Raw genomic sequence first — 22,799 nt, 5'->3', positions numbered from 1 at the left:
CCCCCCCCCCCCCCCCCCCCCCCCCCCCCCCCCCCCCCCCCCCCCCCCCCCCCCCCCCCCCCCCCCCCCCCCCCCCCAGCGCAAGGCACGGCCGGAGACCCTGACGGGGCCAGTGCAGGGGTCAGCCGCTGGTCTCCACTGCTGTGTTGATCAGGGCGCGCAGTGTGCTCTTCTCCGCGATCCCCAGCACCCTGGCCGAGATGCGTCCGTCCTTGTCGATGACCACGGTGGTCGGCACCGCCTGCGGGGGTACGAATTCGCTCAGACCCATGGCGATCGATCCGTCGGTGTCCAGGGCGCTGGGGTAGGTGATGCCGAAACTGCGCTCGAACGCTGAGGAGGTCGCCTGTTGGTCCCGAAGGTTGATACCGAGAAACTGCACCTCCCGCCCGCCGAACTCCTGGTCCAGGGCGTCCAGGTCCTCTTTCGCCGCGGACTTCTCGGCCGCAGCGCCGGCTGCGCTGAACTCCTCGTTCAGTGCCTGCAGATCAGGAGCTTCCACCCGGCACGGGGCGCAGGCGGCGTACCAGAAGTTCAAGACGGTGACCTGCCCTTCAAGGTCCGCCGTGGTGATGACGGTCCCGTCCTCGAGGGTCGCCTCGAAACTGCTGATCGGAGCACGCTCCCCGGGGGGATACTCGGCCACCGAGCCGTCCCCCGCCACGTAGTTCGTGTTCGCCGCCGAAGCCTGCTCGGCCAGCGGGTCCGAAGTCGTGCATGCTGCCAGCAGAAAAGAGGAGACCACCAGCAACGCAGAGGCCTTCCACAGCCTGCGCGGACTTCCGGACCGCGCAGCTCCCCGACGCGGGCCGCGACCCGGCGTGTAGGTCCACTTGCGATCTTCGACGGTCGTTTCCATGCGCGTTTCCCCTCGCTGTGCCGGACGTCATCGCCTGCGGCTGGTGATCATCACCAGCTATACTATCAACCATAGTATCAATGGCCTGCACCCGTCGGCGCCGCAACGGCAGAGATCATGCCGCTGCTGCCGATGTCCGGTCACCCGTTCAGCAGTGACCTCGTGACCAGTCCCTCCATGCCCGGTTGGATGTGGGCACAAACACACGCCCGGGGTATACATGGATACCCCCATGGGGTATAAAAGAGGTGGAGACGAACTGGCCCCGACAGCACCGACCACGGAAACGAAGGAGTCTTGGCATGAGCACCACCACCACCTACGCCGTCACCGGCATGACCTGCTCGCACTGCGTCCACTCAGTGACCGAGGAAGTGGGCAAGATCGCCGGCGTGCGCAACGTCGAGGTCGATCTGGTCCCCGGCGGGGCCTCGGAAGTGACGATCACCAGTGATGCCGCGCCGGCGCGCGAGGACGTCCGGGAGGCCGTGGACGAGGCCGGATATGAGCTCACGGGCACCTCTGCCTGAGTCAGTACCGGCTGGCTCGGCCGGCCACGGCCACACCAGGAAGGAGAGGGGTCGATGAACCAGCAAGACCTTGAGCTCGAGATCAGTGGCATGACGTGCGCATCCTGCGCGGCGCGCATCGAGAAGAAGCTCAATCGGATGCCCGGGGTGGAAGCCAGCGTCAACTACGCCACTGAGAAGGCGCAGGTCGCCCTGCCGGAAGGCACCTCGGTGGAGGACGCGGTCGCCACCGTGGAAGCCACCGGCTACACCGCCCGGGTGCGGCAGCCGGCCGCCCCCCGCCCCACCCCTGGGGCCGAGCAGACGGAGGAGCAGGTGACGGGTCCGGATGAGGCCGCGCCCCTGCGGCAGCGGCTGATCCTCTCGGCCGTGCTCACCGCCCCGGTGGTGGCCCTGGCCATGATCGCTCCCTTGCAGTTCGACAACTGGCAGTGGCTGTCGCTGACATTGGCCGCGCCGGTGGCGACCTGGGGGGCCTGGCCTTTCCACCGGGCCGCCTGGACCAACATCCGCCACGGCGCGGCGACCATGGACACCCTGATCAGCCTCGGGGTGCTCGCCGCCTTCGGCTGGTCCCTCTACGCACTGTTCTTCGGCGGAGCGGGGGAGCCGGGCTTCCGCATGGACTTCACCCTCATTCCCGAACGCGGCATGGGAGCCCACGAGATCTACCTCGAGGTCGCCGCCGCCCTGACGGTCTTCCTGCTGCTCGGGCGCTACTTCGAGGCCCGCGCCAAGAAGCGCTCCGGGGCGGCCCTGCGGGCCCTGCTGGAGATGGGCGCCAAGGACGTCACCGTGGTCCGCGACGGTGAGCAGGTGCGCATCCCGGTGGAGCAACTGACGGTGGGGGATGAGTTCTTCGTGCGCCCCGGCGAGAAGATCGCCACCGACGGGACCGTGGTCGAAGGCACCTCGGCGGTGGACGCCTCCATGCTCACCGGGGAACCGGTGCCCGTGGAGGTCGGCCCCGGCGAAGCGGTGGCTGGGGCCACCGTCAACGTCGGCGGACGCCTGCTGGTACGAGCCACCCGGGTGGGGGCGGACACCCAGCTGGCGCAGATGGCTCGGCTGGTGGAGCAGGCCCAGACCGGCAAAGCCCCGGTCCAGCGGCTGGCCGACCGGATCTCCGCGATCTTCGTGCCGACCGTGATCACGATCTCCCTGGCCACCCTGGGTTTCTGGCTGATCGTGGGGGCCGGGGCGGAGATGGCGTTCACCGCCGCGGTGGCCGTGCTCATCATCGCCTGCCCGTGCGCGCTCGGACTGGCCACCCCCACAGCGCTGATGGTCGGCACCGGGCGCGGGGCCCAGCTGGGGATCCTGATCAAGGGCCCGCAGATCCTGGAGTCCACCCGTCAGGTCGACACGATCGTGCTGGACAAGACCGGCACCGTCACCGCGGGCAAGATGCGCCTGGTCGACGTCGTCCCCGCCCCCGGTGCTGAAACCGAGCAGGTGCTGCTGATGGCCGGGGCACTGGAGGACGCCTCCGAGCACCCCATCGCCGAAGCCATCGCCACCGGTGCCCGCGAACAGGTCGGGGACCTGCCGGCGGTGGAGTCCTTCACCAGCACCCAGGGCCTGGGGGTGACCGGTGTGGTCGCCGGCCACGCGGTGGCCGCCGGACGGATCTCCTGGCTGGTCGAGCAGTGGGCGCTGACCCCCGACCCCACCCTGGAGACCGCCTTGGAGGAGGCCGAGGCGGCCGGGCGCACCGCAATCGCCGTGGGCTGGGACGGGCACATCCGTGGCGTCCTGGTGGTGGCCGACACCCTCAAGCCCACCTCCGCCCAGGCCGTGGCCGAGCTCAAGGACCTCGGGCTGCGCCCGGTGCTGCTCACCGGTGACAACACCCGTGCGGCACAGGCGATCGCCGCCGAGGTCGGGATCGAGGAGGTCATCGCCGAGGTCATGCCCGAGGACAAGGTCGACGTCGTGACCCGGCTGCAGAAATCCGGGCGGGTGGTGGCCATGGTCGGTGACGGCGTCAACGACGCCGCCGCCCTGGCCCAGTCGGATCTGGGCATCGCCATGGGCACCGGCACCGACGTGGCCATCGAAGCCTCCGACCTCACCCTCGTCCGCGGCGACCTGCGCACGGCCGTGGACGCGGTGCGGCTGTCGCGGCGGACGCTGACCACGATCAAGGGCAACCTGTTCTGGGCCTTCGCCTACAACATCGCCGCGATCCCCCTGGCAGTGTCCGGACTGCTCAACCCGCTGATCGCCGGAGCGGCCATGGCATTCTCCTCGGTGTTCGTCGTCAGCAACAGCCTGCGCCTGCGCGGCTTCCGGGCCGTCTCCATCGACCCCAGCCCGGGGCCGGGTGCCGGCCGCGGCGCCGACGAGCCCACCGCCACCGTCGCCGCCTGACAGTCCCGGCACGGCCTGCGCCCGCCCCCTTTCGAAAAGGGGCGGGCGCAGGTCGTACCGACGGGCCTACTGCTCGTCGTCTGCCAGGACCCGCAACCGTTCCCGGTACTCCTCGGTGCTCAGTTCCCCACGGGCGTAGCGCTCCTCGAGGACCTCCCGCCCCCGGCCAGCGCCCGCGCCGGTTCCGCTCCTGCCTTTGTCCTGGGACCTGCCGGAAAAGGCCCGCACCAGGACGACCGCCAGCACCACCACGCCCCCGAGTAACAGCAGCCCGGCCAGCCACATCATGGCCATACCGCCCGCGCACCCCATACCGCCCATGTCCCATCCATTCGTCATGACTTGGTTCCTTTCCCTGTGACAGCTTTCGGGTCCACCGCAGCCATGGGCGACAACGAGGGCAGCGGCCTGGGCCCCGCATCACGGCGTCCGAACATGCCGGCAACGTCCCGGCGCCACCAGCACCTGCTGCCGGCGGCGCAACCAGGGAACCGTGGGTGGGTCCGGGGTTGCCGGTGGCCGGTATAGCCCCCATTGAAACCCACTGCTACTATTCTACATAGTAGGGAGTTGACGAGGTGGTGGATCCCGCCACTGGCCGCCTGCTTGTGGATCAAGGAGATGAAGATGTCGGAACTGCTGTTGGGGTTGGCTGTGCTGGCGTGCCCATTGGGCATGGGGGTGATGATGTGGTTCATGATGCGGGGCATGGGGAACAACCAGGCCGCTCCTGCCTCGGCCCCCGCTGGTGACCCTGTCGCCGAGGCCGAGCTGCAGCTGCTGCGCCGCGAGGTCGATCAGCTGCGGGCGGCCCAGCAGGCACCGAGCACGGGAGGCGGGACGCTCCGATGATCAGCACCGGGATTGCCGCTGCGATCCTTGCCGCATCTGTGACCTTCACGTATTTCTTCTGCCTGCGCCCGATGAAACGCGGTCAGTGCGCGATGACATCCTGCATGCCCACCAGCAAGCCGATGGGCCGCGAGGCAGAGATCGTGCAGCTTCGCCAGGAGATCCAAGACCTGCGACGCTAGCGCCCACAGCAGGGCGGTGATGTCGCCCGCCAATCCTTGCGCGTTGAAGGCGTGGCATGAAATCCCTGGTGGTCCGCCGAGCTCGTCCCGTCACGCGAACCTCTCCCTTGGCGGCGCCCTGGAAGCCCCTGGGTGGTGGCTCAGCCGTTCACCGCATCGCACGATCGATGCTTTGATGCGCCGTACCAGTCGAATCTGTGCCGGGCGGTTCGCGCAAGAAGTCCTGAATCGCTCGATACAGAGGCGGAATCTGAGGTCGTGTGCGACGGACAGATCGCATGACCGCGGTGCGCATCCCGGTAGCCGGGATGCGCACCGCGGTCCGGAGGGCGCTTTGAGTCTGTCCCACCACAGGCACTACTATGAAACATAGTAATAAGTTGACCGGTACCACGCACGAAGGAGACCTCTCATGTTCACTGCTACAACGTCGATACTGGCCGCCGCAGCAGTACTCGCCGGAGGTGCTGTCATCGGCACCTCCGCCCCCGGGCCCGCAGATCCGGCCCCGGGCGCGTCCGTGTCCGAGACCCAGCGCCAGGAGGCCGGCACCGGCAAGCATGACCACCCGGACATGGCCCAGATGGCCCAGATGCACGAACGGATGATGGCCGACCACCCCGAGATGGTCCAGATGCACGAACGGATGATGGCCGACCACCCGGAAATGGAGCGGATGCACGAGCAGATGATGGGCGGCATGGGCGGAGGAATGATGGGCGGCGACTCTGGCATGGGCATGCAGTAGGTCCCGACTGCGCACGCCGTTCCCGAAACTTTTGAAAGCGATCCGATGATCCGACACATCTCTGCAATTGGCGGCCGCACGGCCCGTCTTACCGGGCTGGCCACGGCCACCGTCTTGCTCGTCTCCGCCTGCGCCCCGGACGGCGGCGAACAAGGATCCATTTCCGGGCAGGGAGCGAGCGGGTCGGAGAACCCGTTCGGTCACGTCCACGGCCTGAGCGTCGACCCAGGAACCGACGACCTGATGCTGGCCACCCACTACGGGGTGTTCGACCTCAGCGGCGAGGAGCCCGAGCAGATCGGGCCAGTCAATGACTACATGGGCTTCGCCGTCGCCGGCCCCGACCACTACTACGCCTCCGGCCACCCCGGCGAGGATTCGGACCTGCCGAATCCCATGGGGCTGATCGAGTCCACCGACGGCGGCCAGACCTGGCAGGTGCTCTCGCGCCAGGGCGAGTCGGACTTCCATGCCATGGCCGTCTCCTCCGAAGGCGTCATCGGCTTCGACGGGACCCTGCGGTTGACACCCGACGGGCAGGAGTGGTCGGAGGTGGACGAGCAGATCCAGCCCGCACACCTGGCGGCCTCCCCGCAGGACCCGGTCGTACTGGCGACGACCGAACCGGGCGTGCAGCGCTCGACCGACGGTGGTCGCAGCTGGGAGCTGCCCGAGGGCGCCCCGGTGCTGCTGGTGACCGGATTCGCCGACGCGGACACGGCCGTGGGGGTCGACCCGGACGGTGCCGTGCACGTCAGCCGAGATGCCGGGGTGACCTGGGAGGAGGCCGGTGGGCAGACCGCCCAGCCGGCGGCGGTCGCCGCCGAGGTGGTAGACGGGGACCTGCGCATCTGGGTCGCTACCGAAGAAGGCATCGAGTTCTCCGAGGACGGCGGGGCCAGCTTCTCCACCACGATCCCGGTAACGGAGTAGACGCACGCCGATGGCCTACCTGTGCACCACCGGTCGCGCCGCCCGTGAGGGGCGCGGCCGGTGATCCTGCTGAGCATCGGAGAGTTCTTCGCCCAGAACGTCCAGTCCGGTGCCCTGCTCGTGGCGATCCCCCTGGCGCTCATTGCGGGGATCGTCTCCTTCATCTCCCCGTGCATCCTGCCCCTGGTGCCTGGCTACTTGGGGTACGTCTCGGGGTTGACCGATCCCACCGCCGCAGGTAACCGGCGCAGGGTCCTGACCGGTGTGGGTCTGTTCATCCTGGGTTTCGCGGCGGTCTTCACCCTCTACGGGGCCGCGTTCGGGGCCATCGGCGGGTGGTTGTTGCGCTGGCAGGACCTGATGATCCGCATCCTGGGCGTGTTCGTCATTGGGATGGGCTTGGCACTGATCGGGCGCCTGCCTTTTCTGCAGGGAACGACGAAGCCCTCCTGGCAGCCGCGCCGAGGCCTGGCCGGTTCCCCTCTGCTGGGCGTGGTCTTCGGCCTGGGCTGGACCCCGTGCATGGGCCCGACGCTGAGCGCCGTGCTGGCCCTGAGCACCACCACCGGCACCGCCTGGCGTGGGGCGCTGCTGGCCTTCGTCTACTGCCTCGGACTCGGCATTCCCTTCGTCATGGTCGCCCTGGGCATCGGCTGGGTCTCCAAGACCCTGGCGTTCGTCCGCCGGCACATGCGCGCCTTCAACCTCGCCGGTGGCTCCGTGCTGATCCTCGTGGGAGTGCTCATGGTCTCCGGGATCTGGGTGCGCTGGATCTACCAGCTTCAGAACCTCTCCGGCACCTACCTCACCCCCGTCTGATCCCTGAGCTTGGCTATACCAACAGTGAGGATGGCAACGACATGGCCGGGCCTAGCGAGAAGTGCACCGGTCCGCATCCAAAAGTCCCAGCCCTCTGCCCGCAGTGGTTCTCCGACAACCACTCACTGTCCACCCGGCAACCACGAACCCACCGCACCATTAACGAGGAGCACACATGGCGAAGATCTACAACGACGTCACCGAGATCGTGGGCCGCACCCCGCTCGTCCACCTGAACCGGCTCGACGAGGGCCTGCCCGGCAACGTCGCCGTGAAGCTGGAGTTCTACAACCCGGCCAACTCGGTCAAGGACCGCATCGGCGTGGCCATCGTCGACGCCGCGGAGAAGTCCGGGCTGCTCAAGCCCGGCGGCACGATCGTCGAGGGGACGTCGGGCAACACCGGCATCGCGCTGGCCATGGTCGGGGCCGCGCGCGGCTACCAGGTCATCCTGACCATGCCCGAGACCATGTCCACGGAGCGCCGGGTCATGCTGCGCGCCTACGGCGCCCAGATCGTGCTCACTCCGGGTGCGGAGGGCATGCGCGGGGCGGTCGAGAAGGCCCAGGAGATCGTGGACAGCACCGAGAACGCCGTGCTGGCCAAGCAGTTCGCCAACGAGGCCAACCCGGCGATCCACTACGCGACCACGGGCCCCGAGATCTGGGAGGACACCGACGGGGCGGTCGACGTCTTCGTCTCCGGGGTGGGCACCGGTGGCACCATCACGGGCGCGGGCCGCTACTTGCGCGAGCAGAAGCCGGACATCCGCCTGCTCGTGGTCGAGCCGGCCGACTCGCCGCTGCTGACCGAGGGCAAGGCCGGCCCGCACAAGATCCAGGGCCTCGGCGCGAACTTCGTCCCCGACAACCTCGACCGGCAGATCTACGACGACGTCTACGACGTGACCGTCGAGGACTCCGTGCGGGTCGCCCGCGAGCTCGGCACCAAGGAGGGCATCCTCGGCGGGATCTCCTCGGGCGCCATCGTGTGGGCCGCCCTGCAGGAGGCCGCCAAGGAGGAGAACCGGGACAAGCTGATCGTCGCGGTCGTGTGCGACTTCGGCGAACGCTACATCTCCACCCTGCTCTACGAGGACATCCGCAGCTGAGGCCCCGTATCCGGCTCTGCACACTGTGCCGGGGTTCCGGTGGGCGATGCAGTGCCTGACGGGACCTCGGGGCGATGCTGCTACTGGGTCCATATAAGAACCTGCAAGAGCAGAAGATCACCGTGAACCGGATCTACAGTCGGGCCACCGGTGATGCTCGGCGCAGTCTCGACTACAACATCGTTGTGACCGACGTCTCCGTCTTCATCGCTTTCCTGATCGGCGGGATGGGCCTGCTCTCGGTGGCCGCCGAGCTGCCCCAGTCCTCCGGCGGACTTCTGGAAGCGGTCACGGCCGTGGATCTGAACTTCCTCGGGATCACCGTGATCGCCTTCTTCGCCCTGGCCTGGATGGCTACCGCCGCCGCACGCACGGCCAAACCTTCCCCGGCTCTCCTCCGGTCCCCCAGAGGACAGCGACGGTGAGGCCCCCGCCCGCCCCCCCCTTGTTGACGCCCAGGGGCCCGAGAGGTCAAGACTGACCTGACCAGGCACTACGAGCGATCTGACCATGTACGACGAGAGACGAAGGAGCACGATCATGATGAACGGCGGCGGTATGGGCGGTATGGGGCTGATGTGGATCTTCGGGCTGCTGACGCTCGTGGGGGTGATCGTACTGGTGGTGGTGCTGGTGAAGGCCTCCACCGGCAGGTCCTCGACCACGGGCGGGCCCGACCACAGCCGTGGGGCGAGCACGGGCACCGGCCGGGGGCGGGAGATCCTCGAGGAACGCTACGCCCGCGGCGAGCTGAGCACCGAGGAGTACCGCGAACGTCTCCGGACCCTGGAGGAGGATGGCCGGTGAGCCCGTTGACCCGCCGGCAGCTGCTGGCACTGGGCGCGGCCGGGGCAGGGGCCACCGTCGTGGGCGGGGCCGGGCTGTGGTGGACCACCACCGGCGGCCCCGGCTACACCGGCGGTGAGGACCTGGCCGAACCGGACGTGCTGGCCAGCCGCGACCGCGTGCTGGAACTGGAGCTGACCGCCGCCCCGGCACGGATCCAGGTCGGCGGCCGGGAGGCCTCCGTCCAGGCCTTCAACGGCTCCCTGCCCGGACCGACCCTCCGGGTGGCACCGGGGGACACGATCCGGGTGGCGATGACCAACGAGATGGAAGCCCCGACGAATCTGCACGTGCACGGGCTGCACGTCTCCCCGGAGGGCAACGGCGACAACCCGTTCGTGAGCATCGACCCGGGCGAGTCCTTCGACTACGAGTTCGCCCTGCCCGCCGACCACCCGCCGGGCACCTACTGGTACCACCCGCACCGCCACGGCCACGTGGCCGACCAGGTCGCCGCCGGGCTCTACGGCGCCATCGTCGTGGAGGAGCCCGAGCCGGTCCCGGTCACCCGGGAGCGGGTCATGGTGGTCTCGGACCTGACCCTGGACGCCTCCGGCAACCTCGCCGACGTCTCCCCGATGCAGCAGATGATGGGCCGGGAAGGCGAGGTCGTCCTGGTCAACGGCCAGGTCCGCCCGCAGCTCACCGCCGCCCCCGGGGAACGAGAGCGGTGGCGGATCATCAACGCCTGCCCCTCCCGCTACCTCCGACTGCAATTGGACGGCCAGCAGGTTCGGCTGCTCAGCCGCGACCTCGGGCGCCTGCCGATCCCCGAGGAGATCACCGAAGCGGTCATCGCCCCCGGCAACCGCATCGAACTGCTCGTGGACACCACCGCGGGCTCCGCCACCCTGGTCGCCGCACCGGTGAACCGCGGTGGCATGGACGCCATGATGGACGAGGGCATGATGGGCGGGACCATGATGGGCGACAACGAGCCCGGCAACGACGAACCGATCGAGCTACTCGCCCTCGAGGTGTCCGGGGACCCCGTCGAAACGCCCACACCAGTGCCGGAGGGCCCGGCCCTGCGAGATCTGCGCGAGGAACCGATCACGTCCCGTCACACCCTGGACTTCGCCATGGGCATGGCCGGGGCCATGGGTGGCGGCGGGGCGATGATGGGCGGTGGAGGCGGTGAGGAGGACACCACCATGATGGCCTTCACCATCAACGGCCAGGAGTTCGACCCCGACCGGGTCGACACCCTGGTGGCGGCCGGGACCGTGGAGGAGTGGACCCTGGTCAACTCCAGCCCCATGGACCACCCCGTCCACCTGCACGTGTGGCCCATGCAGGTCGTCCAGGATGGGGACCGCGACCTCGCCGAACCGAGGTGGCAGGACGTGGTCAACGTCCCGGCTTTCGGGGAGGTGAAAGTCCTCATCGCCTTCGAGGACTTCCCCGGGCGCACCGTGTACCACTGCCACATCCTCGACCACGAGGATCAGGGCATGATGGGCACCGTCGAAGCCCGCTGAGGCCGGGCTCCCCGCAGTGCGGCCTCGTTGCGGAGGGCCCCAATGGCCGGTGGCTGCGCCGGGGCGGCCTGGAGTCGGAGGAACGATCCCGGCCTGCGGATGGCCGCTTGCAGAGGCTGGGCTAGCTGGCCGTTGCGGTGCCTTCGTAGATGAACGCGTATGGCTTGGGGATGCCCTCGGCGTAGTGGGTGTTCAGCCGAGTGATCTTCATTCCTGCCGCTTCGATGATTGAGGGGATGTCGCGGTTGAGGTGGCACCCACCACCGATGCGCTGCTGCATGCCGTTGAGACGGTCCTGCCATCGGCGGACGCCGTGTTCCGGTGCCCGACCGTGCTCGGCGAAGTGCAACTGCCCGCCCGGTGCGAGCACGCGTGCCATCTCGCGCACCGCCGCCTCTGGGTCGGGGATGGTGCACAGGCTCCAGGTGCACAGCACCGCATCTGCGGAGTTGTCCTCCAGGGGCAGGTGTTGCCCGTCGAGGCCGACGATCTCCACGGGGACCTCCGAGGCGGCGATCCGTTCCTGAGCCAGGGCGATGCTGCGCTGGGAGGGCTCCACAGCTTGCAATCGGGTCACCTCGGGCGGGAGGAAGGGCAGATTGTGTCCGGTGCCGAACCCGATCTCCACCACCTCGCCCTGCAGGCCTGAGCACACACGCTGTCGGATCTCTCGGATCTGCTTGGCGTTCATCACCACGTCGATGACGTGTGGGAGCACCCGGTCGTCGTAGAAACCCATGCTTTTTCCTTCCCCCCACGTTGCCGCCCATCATCTCAGGTCGTGTCTGTGCCACCATGCCGTGGCCGTTGGCTCAGCTGCACGTGGGTGATGTGCATCATCAACATAGTGGGCGCCATCCTCGGCATGTACCGACGCCTTGGGAGGGGAGATCGGTGCGTGCGACGCCTCAGGAGCCGAGGTAGACGGAGATCGCGGCGAACAGCGCGAATCCGCCGGTGAGCAGGATCGGGCCCCATACGCTGGTGTCGCCTTCGTGGGCTTCGGTGAGCATTTCCTCGACCACCACGCTGGTCAGTGCCCCACCGGTGACCGCCAGGACCGACAGGGTCAGGATTTCCGGGGCCTGGCGCAGGGCGAAGTAGCCCAGGGCCGCCCCGAGCAGGATCGGGGCGGTGAAGCTCAGGGCCATCAGGATTCGGGCGCGCCGGGGGATCTGAGCCCGGCGCAGCGTGGCGATCGCCGCGAAGCCCTCCGGGACATCGGCCGGGACCTGGCCCAGGGCCAGCAGCAGGCCCAGGGACGGGTTCAGGACGGTGGCGGTGCCGATCATCACCCCGTCGCTGAACAGGTCCAGGGACACTCCGCTGAAGATCGCCAGAGGGCCGCTGCTTTCTTCTCCTGCTCCGAGGCGTCGCCGGATGGAGCCGATGGCTCGTTCGATGCCCATGAAGGATGCTCCGCCGCCCATGAACGCGAGGATCGGCACCCACGGTGGGGAGGCGCCCAGGGCTTCGGGCATCAGCTCGAGGCCGACCACGGCCATCACGATGCCCGCGGCCAGATGCAGCGCCAGGGACAAGGCCCGTTCGGAGACATCCACCATCTCCGCGGCCAGTCCGCCCAGAAAGTTCCCCGCCGCCGGCAACGCGGCCAAAGCCAACACCAGCACAAAACCTTCCACGGGCCACCCCTTCAGGCTTGAACGACGACGGCGGGATCTGTCCGGGGCCAACCACGTCCGGACCGGCTGGTCCGGACGTGCACAGTCTGGCAGCCGGGAATCGGGATGTCCCGGCCCCTATGGCTTCCCGGAGGCGAGCAGAATCACATCGTCGCGGGCGAACCAATCAGGTTTGGGCGATAACATCGAACAATGACGAAAACCAGTTGTGCGACTGGCCTGGACCCGGCCGTGGCCCTGTTCCACTCCCTGTCCGACCCCACCCGCCTGACCATCGTGGCCCGTCTGGCTCAAGGTGAGGCCCGGGTGCGGGACCTGGTCGAGCAGACCGGGCTAGCCCAATCCACCGTCTCGGCCCATGTGTCCTGCCTGCGCGAGTGCGGGCTGGTGGCCGGGCGCACCGAGGGTCGCCAGACCTTTTACGCCCTGGCCCGCCCGGAGCTGATGGACCTGCTGGCCACCGCCGAGACCCTGTTGGCGGCCACCGGTTCGAAGGTGGCGCTCTGCCTCACCTACGGCACGTCCACGGAAGAAGACTGATGAGCAACCCCACCACCGACTTGTCCCCGACCGAGACCGAAGCCCTCACTCGTCGCGGGCTGCGCCTGGCCCAGTTCACCGTCGGCTACAACGTCATCGAAGGCATCGTGGCCGTCACCGCGGGGCTGATGGCGGGACTGGTCTCGGTGGTCGGTTTCGGCATTGATTCGGGCATCGAGTCCATCGCCGCGGTGCTGGTCGCTCTGCGCCTGTCTGCCCGGCTGCGCCACGGCGAGGCCGACGAACGCAAGGAGCGGGTCACGCTCAAGCTCGTGGCGGTGACCTTTTTCATCCTCGCCGCCTACGTCACCTACGAGGGCATCCGGTCCCTGCTCGAGGGCGAGACCCCGGAGTCATCCCCGGTGAGCGTCGTCGTCCTGGTGCTTTCGCTGATCATCATGCCGATCCTGGCCGCAGCCAAGAAGAAGGTCGGCACGGCCCTGGGTGACAACCTCATCCTGGCCGATGCCGCCGAGACCAGGATTTGCGTGCTGCTGTCGGTCTCCACGCTGGCCGGGCTGATCATCTTCGCTCTGACCGGGGCGGCGTGGGTGGACCCGGTGGCCGGGTTCATCATCGCCGCCTTCGCTCTCCACGAGGGCAAGGAGGCCTGGGAGGGCGAACTCGTCGAGGGCGGCGACTGACCAACACGCTCTTCCTTCAGAGACAAGGCGAGACCGCCCATCGGGTCTGGCAGCAGCACCTGCTACTGGACGGCACCGAACAACAGCGGAGGGGCCCTGTCAATGGCAAGGCCCCTCCGCTGTCCCCGGCGAGGTCATGCCTCCGGTGACACGGCGCCCTCCAAATGTTGCAGGGTTTATGCGTTGCGGTAGGGGTGTTTTGGTAGGACGTTTCCGCAGTGAGACCTTGACCTTCCCCTGCAGGGCAAGGTGCAGGCTGGGTGCCTCAGGACATAGAAGGCTCCCTCGGGGCTTTCCTCACGGACTTATGGAGGCCGGTCATGCCTGAAGTTGGAACGTACGAGGTGGATCTGGCGATCATCGGTTCTGGTGGTGGTGCTTTCGCCGCCGCGATCCGGGCCACCAATCTGGGCCAGCGGGTGGTGATGATCGAGCGGTCCACTGTCGGGGGGACCTGTGTGAACACCGGGTGCGTGCCGTCGAAGGCGCTGCTGGCCGCCGCCGAGGCGAGGCACACGACAATGGATGCTGCCCGGTATCCCGGGATCACGGCCTCCACAGGTCCGGTGGACATGCCCGGTCTGATCGCCGGCAAGGACGCCCTGGTGGAGGGGATGCGTGCGGAGAAGTACGTGGATCTGGTCGGGGAGTACGGCTGGGACCTGGTTACGGGTGAGGCGGTGTTCACCGGCACCGCTGAGGACCCGGCGCTTGAGGTCACCGGAGCCGACGATGCCCGCCGACAGGTGCGGGCGGCCCACTACCTGGTGGCCACCGGCTCCACCCCGATCGTCCCGGACATCGAGGGCCTGGAGCAGGTGAAGTATCTGACTTCCACCACCGCCATGGAGTTGGAGGAAGTGCCCGAGTCGCTGCTGATCATCGGTGGCGGGTACGTGGCGATGGAGCAGGCCCAGCTCTTCGCCCGTTTGGGCTCGGCGGTGACCATGGTCGTCCGCTCCCGCCTGGCTGCCCACGAGGAGCCGGAGGTCTCCCGGACGCTGATGGGGGTGTTCGCCGAGGAGGGCATCCGGGTGATCCGCCGCACCACTGTCTCGGCGGTGGCCTCCGATCCGGACACCGGGGAAGTGATCGCCACCTCCACAGGCCCCGGCGGGCAAGAGACGCTGCGGGGGGCCAGGCTCATGGTCGCGGTCGGGCGCCGGGCGGTCACGGACGGGTTGGACCTCGAGGCGGTCGGGGTGGACACCGGTGAGCATGGGGAGATCGTCGTGGATACCCGGATGGGCACCTCCAATCGGCGGGTGTGGGCGGCCGGGGACGTGACCGGTCACCCGCAGTACGTCTACGTCGCTTCAGCCCACGGGGTCACCGCGGTGGAGAACGCGTTCAACCACACCGGCCAAGAGGTCGACTACACCCACTTGCCGAGGGTCACCTTCACCACCCCGGCCGTGGGGGCGGTGGGGATGACCGACAAACAGGCGAGGGCGGCCGGCATCATGTGCGAATGCCGGGTCCTGCCCCTGGAATACGTGCCGAGGGCGCTGGTCAACCGCGACACCCGTGGGTTCATCAAGATCGTCGCCGAGGCGAACACCGGGCGGATCCTCGGGATCACCGCGGTCGCCAAAGACGCCGGGGAGCTGGCTGCGGCCGGGGTCTACGTCGTGTCCGCGGGCATGACGGTGGACCAGCTCGCCACCCTATGGTGCCCGTACCTGACCATGGCCGAAGGCCTGAAGATCGCAGCCCAGTCCTTCCGCACCGACGTGTCCAAACTGTCCTGCTGCGCCGCGTGAACCCCGGCCTGTCACAGTGGGGCGGGCCCTCCCTCTACGGGGCGAACGAGACACCTTGATCGTCGGTGCCGCCCGGAGGCCCGGGATTCAACAGTCGCTACGCGGAAGGGATGCTCATGGCTGAGCGGTTGGTCGTCATCGGTGGGGATGCTGCGGGGATGAGCGCGGCCTCAGCCGCACGCCGCCAGGTCCCCCCGGACCAGTTGGAGATCGTGGCCTTCGAACGCGGTCACTACACCTCCTATTCGGCCTGCGGGATCCCGTACTTCATCGGCAAGGACGTCGCCGACGCCACCACCCTGATCGCGCGCACTCCTGAGCAGTTCCGCGACAACCAGGGCATCGATGCCCGGATCGGGCACGAGGTCCTGGAGATCAACCTTCACCGGCGGGCCGTGCTCGTGCGCGAGCTGCCCACGGGACGGGAGATCTGGGAGGAATTCGATCAGCTCATGATCGCCACCGGCGCCACCCCGACCCGCCCTCCGCTGCCCGGGATCGAGGCCCAGGGCATCCACGGGGTGCAGACCCTCGACGACGGCCTCGCCCTGCGGGCGGTGCTGGAGCGGGAACGGCCGGGCCGGGCGGTGGTCGTCGGGGCCGGCTACATCGGCCTGGAGCTGGCCGAGGCCCTGTCCGCATGGGGCGTGCAGATCACCGTGATCGGGCGCCCCCCGGCCCCGCTGCCGGGCTTGGACCCGGACATGGGCGCGCTCATCGCCTCCGCAATGGAGGGCTTCGGGATGGACGTGCGGATGGAGGAGACAGTCACCGGCTTCGACACCCACAACGGCCAGGTCGCCGCGGTGGTGACCGATCAAGCCACCATCCCGACCGATCTGGTGATCCTGGGTCTGGGGGTGGCCCCGAACACGGCCCTGGCCGCCCAGGCCGGGATTCCCCTCGGGTCCAGCGGGGCGGTCGCGGTGGACCGCAGACTGCGCACCGGCATCGAGGGGGTGTGGGCGGGAGGGGACTGCGTGGAGAAGTTCCACCGCGTCTCCCGCCGCCACGTGACGCTGCCGCTGGGCACGCACGCGAACAAGGAGGGCCGTACCGCCGGGATCAACCTCGGCGGCGGCTACGCCACCTTCCCCGGAGTGCTGGGCACGGCCGTGACCAAGATCTGCGACGTCGAAGTCGGACGCACCGGGCTCGGGGAGTCTGAGGCGCAGGCGGCCGGGTTCGATCCCATCACCGCCGTGGTCGACTCCACCACCCGGGCCGGCTACTACCCCGGGGCCAAACCGATCCGTACCAACCTCATCGCCGAACGCGGCACCGGACGGCTGCTCGGAGCCCAGATCGTCGGGGAGGAAGGCGCGGCCAAACGCATCGACGTGCTTTCCGTGGCGCTGTGGCACGAGACCCCGGTGGAGGAGCTGCTGAACATCGACCTGTCCTACGCCCCACCGTTCTCCCCGGTGTGGGATCCGGTGCTGATCGCCGCCCGCAAGGCCTGGCAGGCCGTGGAGGCCGACCGATCCCGCACCGAACCCGGGTGACCACCGGGGACGGGGCCGTCCCCGTCGCGCAAGGTTCAGACAGCGCCCTGCGTCCTGCGCCAGCACCTTCCTCTACCGTGGAAGACCAAGGATCAGTCCAGGATCGAGGTGCACCGTGCGTATCGGTGAAGCGGCCGCAGCCGCCGACATGACCACCAAGGCCCTGCGGTTCTACGAGCAGCAAGGACTACTCCCCTCGGTGCACCGCTGTCCCAACGGATACCGCGACTACCCACCAGAGACCGTGGCCCGACTGGAATTCATCCGCCGCAGCAAGGTCGCCGGGCTCACCCTGGCCGAGATCCGCGAGATCCTGCAGGTCCGCGACGCCGGTCAGGCCCCCTGCACCCACGTAGCCGCCCAGCTGGCCCAGCAACTGACCCGCCTCGATCAGCAAATCGCTGAACTCACCGCTCTGCGGGCCTCCGTGGCCGACTACCACCAGATCGCCGCCCAGGGGGACCCCGCCCAGTGCGACGCCGAGCAGATCTGCAGCTACCTCTGAGGTCACCCCTGATGTTCAGATGTGGATGAACACAGCGATGAACCCGAAGAGCGCTACCACCGCTTTACATATGGCCCGTCTATCGGACAGTCAGGTAATCGTTGTAGCAGCTCAGGCGGTCTCTTCGCCCTGGTCGTCGACCTCATCGATCCACGGCGGCGGCTCGTCGCGGCCCTGCTCCTCGTCCTTCTCGGCGTCTTCCGGTGCCTTCTGCACGATGCCCTGCGCGTGGTGCGTGGGCGCGTAGATCGCATAGAGGCGCAGGGGCTCGTCCCCGGTATTCTCCACGTCGTGCCACGTGCCGGCGGGCACTTGGATGCTCCAGCCGTCCTCGACGTCTTGCTGGAACGAGAGATCGTCCTTCGAGGGCCCCATCTTCGCGCGACCCTTGCCTGCGTCGATGCGCAGGAACTGGTCGGTGCCGTGATGCACCTCGAGACCAATCGCTCCGCCGGGCTCGATCGACATGAGCGTCACCTGCAGGTGCTTGCCCGTCCAGGCGACGCGGCGGTAGTCAGCGTTCTCCGTCGTAGCGCTCTCGATATCGAACGCGTTCGGCTTCGGCCCGTTGTCGGTGATGTCCATGACCGCATTCTGTACCTCTCCCCGGAGGATCACCAGGGTGGAGAACCGTCCGACGCCGATCCACTTGTCCCCGCGGCGCCCGGTGGTGGGGAGTGAACACACAGTGTCGGTGATCTTCTCGTCGCCGGTCCGAGGCACCCGGACTTACATCAGCTTGCCGATGACCACTCGGTCGGGTGCCCAAGGCCGGTGACAAGCCCACGAATGTGCTCCTCGATCACCGGGGATCAGCTCCAGAGGGGTCCGGTCATGGAGCGGCGAGGTCAGGCTAGATGACCTGGGCGTGTCGGGGGGCCACCGGCTACCGGCGGATCCGGGAGCTACCGCAAGTGAGGAGCGCCTGAGTTCGTCGGTGCCTTTGGAGTGCATCGGGAAGTGGGTGCTGTGCGGGATCTCGGCCAGTTCCACCGCGTGTTCGGTCAGGTGTCCCAGGTAAGACAGATCGTCGTTCTGCTTCCCGTACATGAACACCCGCGGAAATGGCAGAGCGAGGCCCTTCTTGGAAACATGTGCCCGGACGAGGTGACCAAGTTGTGCGGATCGTCGTATGTGCGCCGATCATCGCTAGGCGAGTCGCTCCGGTCATGCCGTCGCCGTCACTGGTTCGAGGGACGTAGGTCCGCCTCGGCTCAGCGCGCGGCGCCCCGGGCCGGTGCCAGTGAGCCAACTACGCTTGAGCTCCCAGCAGTTCACCGCAGCAGAGGAGCGCACCCGTGTCCGTGGAGATTACCGAAGTCGGTGTCGTGGTGGCTGCTGGCCAGCCTGTCGACTACGCCACCGCCTACACCTGGGCAGTGGACAACCCCGAGAAGATCACCTCGCTGGTGGAGGACACCAAGGCGTTCGTCACGGTGATCGCCGACGCCGAGACCGCCCCGCTCGAACGACAGCAGTCCGCGGTGCGCGAGGCGTTCACCGCTGGCCGACCCAAGCAGCCCGGGGATTCCTGGAGTTCCTGAGTACCGGCCGGTGACACGGCGAAGCCCCGCCCTCCTGTTCCCTGCCGGGACGAGGAGAAGCGGGGCTTCGTGCTGATGGGGGATCAGCTCTCGCAGGCCACGCCGTCGCCATCACGGTCGAGCTTCGGGGCGTAGCCCGGGGACCCGGCGTAGAGCGGAGCCGCACCAGCGGCCTTGGCCGCAGAACAGTTGGCGAACCCGCCGGCCGGGCCGGCCGGAGCAGCTGGCGCTGCGGGCACCGGCTCGGGCTTCGGAGCGGGAGCGACCGGGGCCGGTGCCACCGGGGCGGGCTCGGGCACGACCGGCTCGGGCACCACCGGGGCCGGCTCAGGGGCCTTTCGCACCGGGGCGGGTGCCGGCTCGGGCGCCTCCACGACCGGGGCCGGGGCGTTGGCGTCGATGTCGGTGAGGACCGCGGCGGTCGGGAGCTCCTGGCCCTCGCAGTCGGCGAGGACCTCGGTCATGGCGGTCTTCTCCGGGACGGTGACCCACAGCTCGTACTTGGCCTTCACTGCGATCTGGATGGCGACGAACTCGCAGCGGAAGTCCACGTTCGGTGGCAACCACTGATCGGCGGGCTTGTCGGACTTCGCCTGGTTGGTCGGCCCGTCCACCGCCAGCAGGTTCAACGGGTCATTGGCCAGCTCCACGCGCTGGTCCTGTGAGAGGTTGCGGGCCCCGGTGATCCAGGCGTTGCCGAGCGACACCACGTGGTCAATCTGCACGTCGGAGGAGGTGGCCGGTCCGCGCACGAAGTTGATCGTGGTGTCGGTGTAGGGGTCCGGGTTCAGCACCCCGGAGTCGACCTTGCACCCGTCGGCGGAGACGACGTCGTCGAGGTCGCGGTGGAGGATTTCCTGGCGGGTGTCCTCGCAGTCGCCGTCAGCGTCGATCCACCCACCGAACAGACGATCACGGTCGTAGTCGGACATGGTGCCGCGGGCGGCGACCTTTAGCCCGTTGAGCGCCGTCAGAGCCTCGGAGGAGGCGGCCGCGGGCGCGGCCGGGGTCTGTGACGGTGTGGTCGCGGGCTCCGCAGGCGCGCTGGAAGCCGTGGGGGAGGGAGCCGCCGTGCTCGCAGCGGTGGCGGGGTTGCCACCGGGGTCGGCCGGGGCGCTGGTGCAGCCGGTGAGCAGGGCCAGGGCCATGGCCGCCGAGGACCAGGCCGTGGCGGTGCGGCCGCGGGCGCGGCGGGAGGCAGAGAGGGAGAGGGGCATGTCGCTCCTGGGGGAGGGGCCGGGTCATCTCGGGGATCACGGAGGTACCTGGCGCGGGGGATCGAGGCGTCTCTCATCTTCCTACCGGCCGGTCACCAAAGCGAACAGGCCGTGGATGTGACGGTCCAGCCGCAGCACGTCACCACACAGGCTCTCGTGCGGCCCTGTAACGGCCTGCTGTCACCAGTTACCGGTGGGCGAAGGCCGGCTGAGGGTCACCTGGGCGGGAACGCGGTGTCCCGGAGCGAAGGGACGCCCCCACCATCGCTGGTGCAGGCGACCGAGCAGGGGAAGGGCTTGCGAGGCGTCGCGGGCAGCAAGGATGCGGCACCAGTAGTCCCTCGAGCCGCCGGAGGCAGGGCTCCGGCGGCGGTGGGCAGCGCCTCCGTAGGCTGGTCGTATGCGAAAGAGAACACCATGAGTGAGCCGCTGGTCCACATCGACGACTTCCGAATGGTTTTCGGGAACACCATCGTCATCAACGACCTGTCTTTCGACGTGCACGCGGGGGAGACCTTCGGGTTCCTCGGCTCCAACGGGTCCGGGAAGACCACGACCCTGCGGGCCCTGCTGGGGATCTATCAGCCCACCGCCGGGGTCCTGCATATCAACGGCAAGTCCTTCGAGCCGGCCGACGGGGCACGGTTGGGGTATCTGCCGGAGGAGCGGGGGTTGTACAAGAAGGAGCCGGTGCTCGAGACCATGGCCTACTTCGGCCGACTCAAAGGTCTCGACAAGACCAAGGCCAGGTCCTGGTCGCTGGAATACCTCGAACGCGTCGGGCTGGCCGAGAAAGCCTCTGCCCGCCTGGACAAACTTTCTGGGGGCCAGCAGCAGAAGGTGCAGCTGGGGGTGACGATCATGAACACCCCGGAACTGCTGATCCTGGACGAGCCGACGAAGGGCTTCGACCCGGTCAACCGCCGGCTTTTGATGGACATCATCGAAGACCAGAGACGGGCAGGGGCGACGGTGGTGATGGTGACCCACCAGATGGAAGAGGTCGAACGGCTCTGCGACCGGGTGATCCTGCTCAAGGACGGCACCTCCCACGCCTACGGCACCGTCCGAGACGTGCAGGAGCAGTTCGGCGGCACCACCTACCGGGTCACCCACACCGGTGCGGTACCTACCTCACGCCACTACACCGTGGCCAGCACACGGGAGATAGGGGAGGGGCTGGTGTCCGAGCTCGCCCCGGCCCCGGGGGCCGACGAGACGGCGGTGCTCACCGAGCTCGTGGGCGCCGGGGTGCCGGTGTCCGGGTTCACCACCGCCCGGACCTCATTGGAGGAAGTCTTCATCCGGGTCTACGGCGCCGACAGCCTCCAGAATGACGAGGCCGAGATGGCGGGGGTGGGTGCCTGATGGCACAGCACAACCTCTCCACCGTGGTGGGGTTCGAGTTCCTGCGGACGGTGCGAAAGCGCGGGTTCTGGATCGCGATCCTGGCGGTGCCGGTGGTCATCGCGATCATCTTCGCCCTGTCCTTCGTCTCCGGGACCTCGATGAGCGATAACGAGGCCGCCCAGGCCGAGGCCGAGATCGCCTTCGCCTACACGGACGCTTCCGGGACGATCCCGGACGAGCTGGCGGACGCCTTCGGCGGTCAACCCGCCGATGACTCTGCTGGGGCGATCGAGGCGGTGAAGGCCGGGGAGCTGGATGCGTACTTCGCCTACCCGGTCGATCCGGCTGCGGAGCCGATCGAGGTGACCGGGGCGGACCGGGGGCTCTTCGACAACGGGACCTATGAGGCGGTGGCCGAGTCCCTGCTGACCACCGCAGCCCAGCAACAAATCGGGGACCCGGGCCTGGCCGCGGCCGCGGCCGGCGACCTCAGCGTGGAGTCCACCATCTTCCGCGACGGGGAGGTCACCGGCGGGTTCACCGAGGCCATCGCCCCGCTGGGGCTGCTGGTGGTGTTCTTCCTGGTGATCGTGATGCTCTCCAACCAGATGCTCAACTCCACCCTGGAGGAGAAGGAAAACCGGGTCACCGAGATGATCCTCACCACCGTGAACCCCACGACGCTGGTGATGGGCAAGATCCTGGCGGTGTTCGCGGTCGGGGCGGTGCAGATCCTGGTGGTGCTGGCCATCGGGTCCGTGCCGAACTTCGAGCACCAGTCGCGGCATCGTCGCTCCAGGTTCATGCGGCCAGCGAACCCCTGGGGAGTCGTCCCTCACTGGTACTTTCATGGCGACGATTATTGGACATCGAGCTAAAGCAGGTGTCGCATTTGCTGGAGCTCCCTTGGCCCGATGGCCGACGGGCCTTATGTAAAGTTGTGCGGTGGTTGCATCAAGGCATTACACCTTGTCAGAAGTCATCCGCAGGGCATATCTTCCGTGCATGATCAATGCGCAGCGGCTTCAGGAGATCTCCCGTTTTCATGCGGCATTGACTACGAGGTGTCAGGCGGATCCCGCAGCGCTCAATGCGTTCGAGCGCCAAACTGTGGTGAACATGATGTCCGAGCTGATTGAACACGCCCGGACAACTGCCGCGTGATCAGCTGAGCTCATCTGACTTGTCCGCGGGGCCGTTGCAACCGAGTCCCCAGGGGTGCGGTTGTGCAGCCTCCGGTCGGTCAGCACACATCGGGCATAGGGCACTTTGTCCTAATTGATGGGAAAGTGCGTTATCCGTTTCTTCGGTGATCGAGGTCATCGGGGCTGTTGGCGTTTCAGGTCGATGTAGT

Annotated in this window: 26 protein-coding genes; 20 read left to right on the top strand and 6 right to left on the bottom strand. The window is 68.1% G+C overall.

Annotated features, from left to right (window positions below; translation table 11 throughout):
* Positions 1–121: 121 nt before the first annotated feature.
* Positions 122–859: a TlpA disulfide reductase family protein gene (locus Q0817_RS18165; RefSeq protein ID WP_298591431.1), complete on the bottom strand. Its 738-nt coding sequence runs from the start codon at positions 857–859 to the stop codon at positions 122–124.
* Between the two features lie 302 nt (positions 860–1,161).
* On the opposite strand from Q0817_RS18165, the gene Q0817_RS18160 reads away from it, so the two are divergent.
* Complete coding sequence (locus Q0817_RS18160) at positions 1,162–1,389, top strand: heavy-metal-associated domain-containing protein (RefSeq protein WP_298591429.1); 228 nt, start codon at positions 1,162–1,164, stop codon at positions 1,387–1,389.
* 54 nt (positions 1,390–1,443) lie between these two features.
* Positions 1,444–3,762 (top strand): cation-translocating P-type ATPase, encoded by a 2,319-nt coding sequence (locus tag Q0817_RS18155; RefSeq protein ID WP_298591427.1) that lies wholly within the window; start codon positions 1,444–1,446, stop codon positions 3,760–3,762.
* A gap of 66 nt (positions 3,763–3,828) precedes the next feature.
* Here the strand turns inward: Q0817_RS18155 and Q0817_RS18150 are convergent, their stop codons facing one another.
* Entirely contained in the window at positions 3,829–4,101 is a 273-nt protein-coding gene (locus Q0817_RS18150) for an SHOCT domain-containing protein (RefSeq protein WP_298591425.1), read from the bottom strand.
* Between the two features lie 288 nt (positions 4,102–4,389).
* On the opposite strand from Q0817_RS18150, the gene Q0817_RS18145 reads away from it, so the two are divergent.
* The 9 genes from Q0817_RS18145 (at position 4,390) to Q0817_RS18105 (ending at position 10,734) form a co-directional block, all read left to right on the top strand.
* On the top strand, positions 4,390–4,614 hold the full coding sequence (locus tag Q0817_RS18145) for a hypothetical protein (protein ID WP_298591423.1): 225 nt from the start codon (positions 4,390–4,392) through the stop codon (positions 4,612–4,614).
* Complete coding sequence (locus tag Q0817_RS18140) at positions 4,611–4,796, top strand: hypothetical protein (RefSeq protein WP_298591421.1); 186 nt, start codon at positions 4,611–4,613, stop codon at positions 4,794–4,796. The genes Q0817_RS18145 and Q0817_RS18140 overlap by 4 nt, the downstream gene beginning before the upstream one ends.
* Before the next feature lie 412 nt (positions 4,797–5,208).
* On the top strand, positions 5,209–5,544 hold the full coding sequence (locus Q0817_RS18135; protein ID WP_298591419.1) for a hypothetical protein: 336 nt from the start codon (positions 5,209–5,211) through the stop codon (positions 5,542–5,544).
* Between the two features lie 45 nt (positions 5,545–5,589).
* A complete protein-coding gene (locus Q0817_RS18130; protein ID WP_298591418.1) occupies positions 5,590–6,477 on the top strand; it encodes a F510_1955 family glycosylhydrolase in 888 nt (295 codons plus the stop codon).
* A gap of 69 nt (positions 6,478–6,546) precedes the next feature.
* The gene (locus tag Q0817_RS18125; RefSeq protein WP_298591433.1) at positions 6,547–7,296 is read left to right on the top strand and encodes a cytochrome c biogenesis CcdA family protein; all 750 of its coding nucleotides are present in this window, start codon (positions 6,547–6,549) and stop codon (positions 7,294–7,296) included.
* Positions 7,297–7,471: 175 nt separating this feature from the next.
* Positions 7,472–8,407, top strand: coding sequence for a cysteine synthase A (gene cysK / locus Q0817_RS18120; RefSeq protein ID WP_136340786.1), 936 nt, complete (start codon positions 7,472–7,474; stop codon positions 8,405–8,407).
* Positions 8,408–8,529: 122 nt separating this feature from the next.
* The gene (locus Q0817_RS18115) at positions 8,530–8,832 is read left to right on the top strand and encodes a hypothetical protein (protein ID WP_298591417.1); all 303 of its coding nucleotides are present in this window, start codon (positions 8,530–8,532) and stop codon (positions 8,830–8,832) included.
* A 115-nt stretch (positions 8,833–8,947) separates the two neighbouring features.
* The gene (locus Q0817_RS18110; RefSeq protein WP_144836537.1) at positions 8,948–9,214 is read left to right on the top strand and encodes an SHOCT domain-containing protein; all 267 of its coding nucleotides are present in this window, start codon (positions 8,948–8,950) and stop codon (positions 9,212–9,214) included.
* Entirely contained in the window at positions 9,211–10,734 is a 1,524-nt protein-coding gene (locus tag Q0817_RS18105) for a multicopper oxidase family protein (protein ID WP_144836538.1), read from the top strand. Before Q0817_RS18110 ends, Q0817_RS18105 begins: the two co-directional genes overlap by 4 nt.
* Before the next feature lie 121 nt (positions 10,735–10,855).
* Here Q0817_RS18105 and Q0817_RS18100 read toward each other — a convergent pair whose 3' ends face one another.
* Both Q0817_RS18100 and Q0817_RS18095 read right to left on the bottom strand, forming a co-directional pair.
* Positions 10,856–11,473: a class I SAM-dependent methyltransferase gene (locus Q0817_RS18100; protein ID WP_136341548.1), complete on the bottom strand. Its 618-nt coding sequence runs from the start codon at positions 11,471–11,473 to the stop codon at positions 10,856–10,858.
* 169 nt (positions 11,474–11,642) lie between these two features.
* Positions 11,643–12,377, bottom strand: a complete 735-nt coding sequence (locus Q0817_RS18095) for a ZIP family metal transporter (protein ID WP_136341547.1) — start codon at positions 12,375–12,377, stop codon at positions 11,643–11,645.
* 192 nt (positions 12,378–12,569) lie between these two features.
* Here Q0817_RS18095 and Q0817_RS18090 point away from each other — a divergent pair, with 192 nt between their 5' ends.
* The 5 genes from Q0817_RS18090 to Q0817_RS18070 all read left to right on the top strand — a co-directional run bounded on the left by Q0817_RS18090 (position 12,570) and on the right by Q0817_RS18070 (position 17,334).
* Positions 12,570–12,917, top strand: coding sequence for a helix-turn-helix transcriptional regulator (locus tag Q0817_RS18090; protein ID WP_136341546.1), 348 nt, complete (start codon positions 12,570–12,572; stop codon positions 12,915–12,917).
* Positions 12,917–13,561 (top strand): cation transporter, encoded by a 645-nt coding sequence (locus tag Q0817_RS18085; protein ID WP_136341545.1) that lies wholly within the window; start codon positions 12,917–12,919, stop codon positions 13,559–13,561. The genes Q0817_RS18090 and Q0817_RS18085 overlap by 1 nt, the downstream gene beginning before the upstream one ends.
* Positions 13,562–13,881: 320 nt before the next feature.
* Positions 13,882–15,324, top strand: a complete 1,443-nt coding sequence (merA, locus tag Q0817_RS18080) for a mercury(II) reductase (RefSeq protein WP_144836539.1) — start codon at positions 13,882–13,884, stop codon at positions 15,322–15,324.
* Between the two features lie 110 nt (positions 15,325–15,434).
* Positions 15,435–16,829, top strand: coding sequence for an FAD-dependent oxidoreductase (locus Q0817_RS18075; RefSeq protein ID WP_298591413.1), 1,395 nt, complete (start codon positions 15,435–15,437; stop codon positions 16,827–16,829).
* A 115-nt stretch (positions 16,830–16,944) separates the two neighbouring features.
* Positions 16,945–17,334: a heavy metal-responsive transcriptional regulator gene (locus Q0817_RS18070; protein WP_136341574.1), complete on the top strand. Its 390-nt coding sequence runs from the start codon at positions 16,945–16,947 to the stop codon at positions 17,332–17,334.
* A 111-nt stretch (positions 17,335–17,445) separates the two neighbouring features.
* Here Q0817_RS18070 and Q0817_RS18065 read toward each other — a convergent pair whose 3' ends face one another.
* A complete protein-coding gene (locus tag Q0817_RS18065; RefSeq protein WP_277551927.1) occupies positions 17,446–17,919 on the bottom strand; it encodes a cupin domain-containing protein in 474 nt (157 codons plus the stop codon).
* 713 nt (positions 17,920–18,632) lie between these two features.
* Between Q0817_RS18065 and Q0817_RS18060 the strand changes: the two genes are divergently transcribed.
* The gene (locus tag Q0817_RS18060) at positions 18,633–18,878 is read left to right on the top strand and encodes a hypothetical protein (RefSeq protein WP_298591405.1); all 246 of its coding nucleotides are present in this window, start codon (positions 18,633–18,635) and stop codon (positions 18,876–18,878) included.
* 83 nt (positions 18,879–18,961) lie between these two features.
* Here Q0817_RS18060 and Q0817_RS18055 read toward each other — a convergent pair whose 3' ends face one another.
* The gene (locus Q0817_RS18055; RefSeq protein ID WP_298591403.1) at positions 18,962–20,095 is read right to left on the bottom strand and encodes an excalibur calcium-binding domain-containing protein; all 1,134 of its coding nucleotides are present in this window, start codon (positions 20,093–20,095) and stop codon (positions 18,962–18,964) included.
* 417 nt (positions 20,096–20,512) lie between these two features.
* Between Q0817_RS18055 and Q0817_RS18050 the strand changes: the two genes are divergently transcribed.
* The 3 genes from Q0817_RS18050 (at position 20,513) to Q0817_RS18040 (ending at position 22,609) form a co-directional block, all read left to right on the top strand.
* The gene (locus Q0817_RS18050; RefSeq protein WP_298591401.1) at positions 20,513–21,463 is read left to right on the top strand and encodes an ABC transporter ATP-binding protein; all 951 of its coding nucleotides are present in this window, start codon (positions 20,513–20,515) and stop codon (positions 21,461–21,463) included.
* The gene (locus tag Q0817_RS18045; RefSeq protein ID WP_298591399.1) at positions 21,463–22,323 is read left to right on the top strand and encodes an ABC transporter permease; all 861 of its coding nucleotides are present in this window, start codon (positions 21,463–21,465) and stop codon (positions 22,321–22,323) included. Before Q0817_RS18050 ends, Q0817_RS18045 begins: the two co-directional genes overlap by 1 nt.
* A 127-nt stretch (positions 22,324–22,450) precedes the next feature.
* Positions 22,451–22,609, top strand: a complete 159-nt coding sequence (locus Q0817_RS18040) for a hypothetical protein (protein WP_298591397.1) — start codon at positions 22,451–22,453, stop codon at positions 22,607–22,609.
* Positions 22,610–22,799 lie beyond the last annotated feature (190 nt).

It is taken from the genome of uncultured Kocuria sp., from assembly GCF_947500125.1.
Lineage (GTDB): Bacteria > Actinomycetota > Actinomycetes > Actinomycetales > Micrococcaceae > Kocuria.
This window is presented reverse-complemented; position numbering and strand designations above follow the sequence as displayed.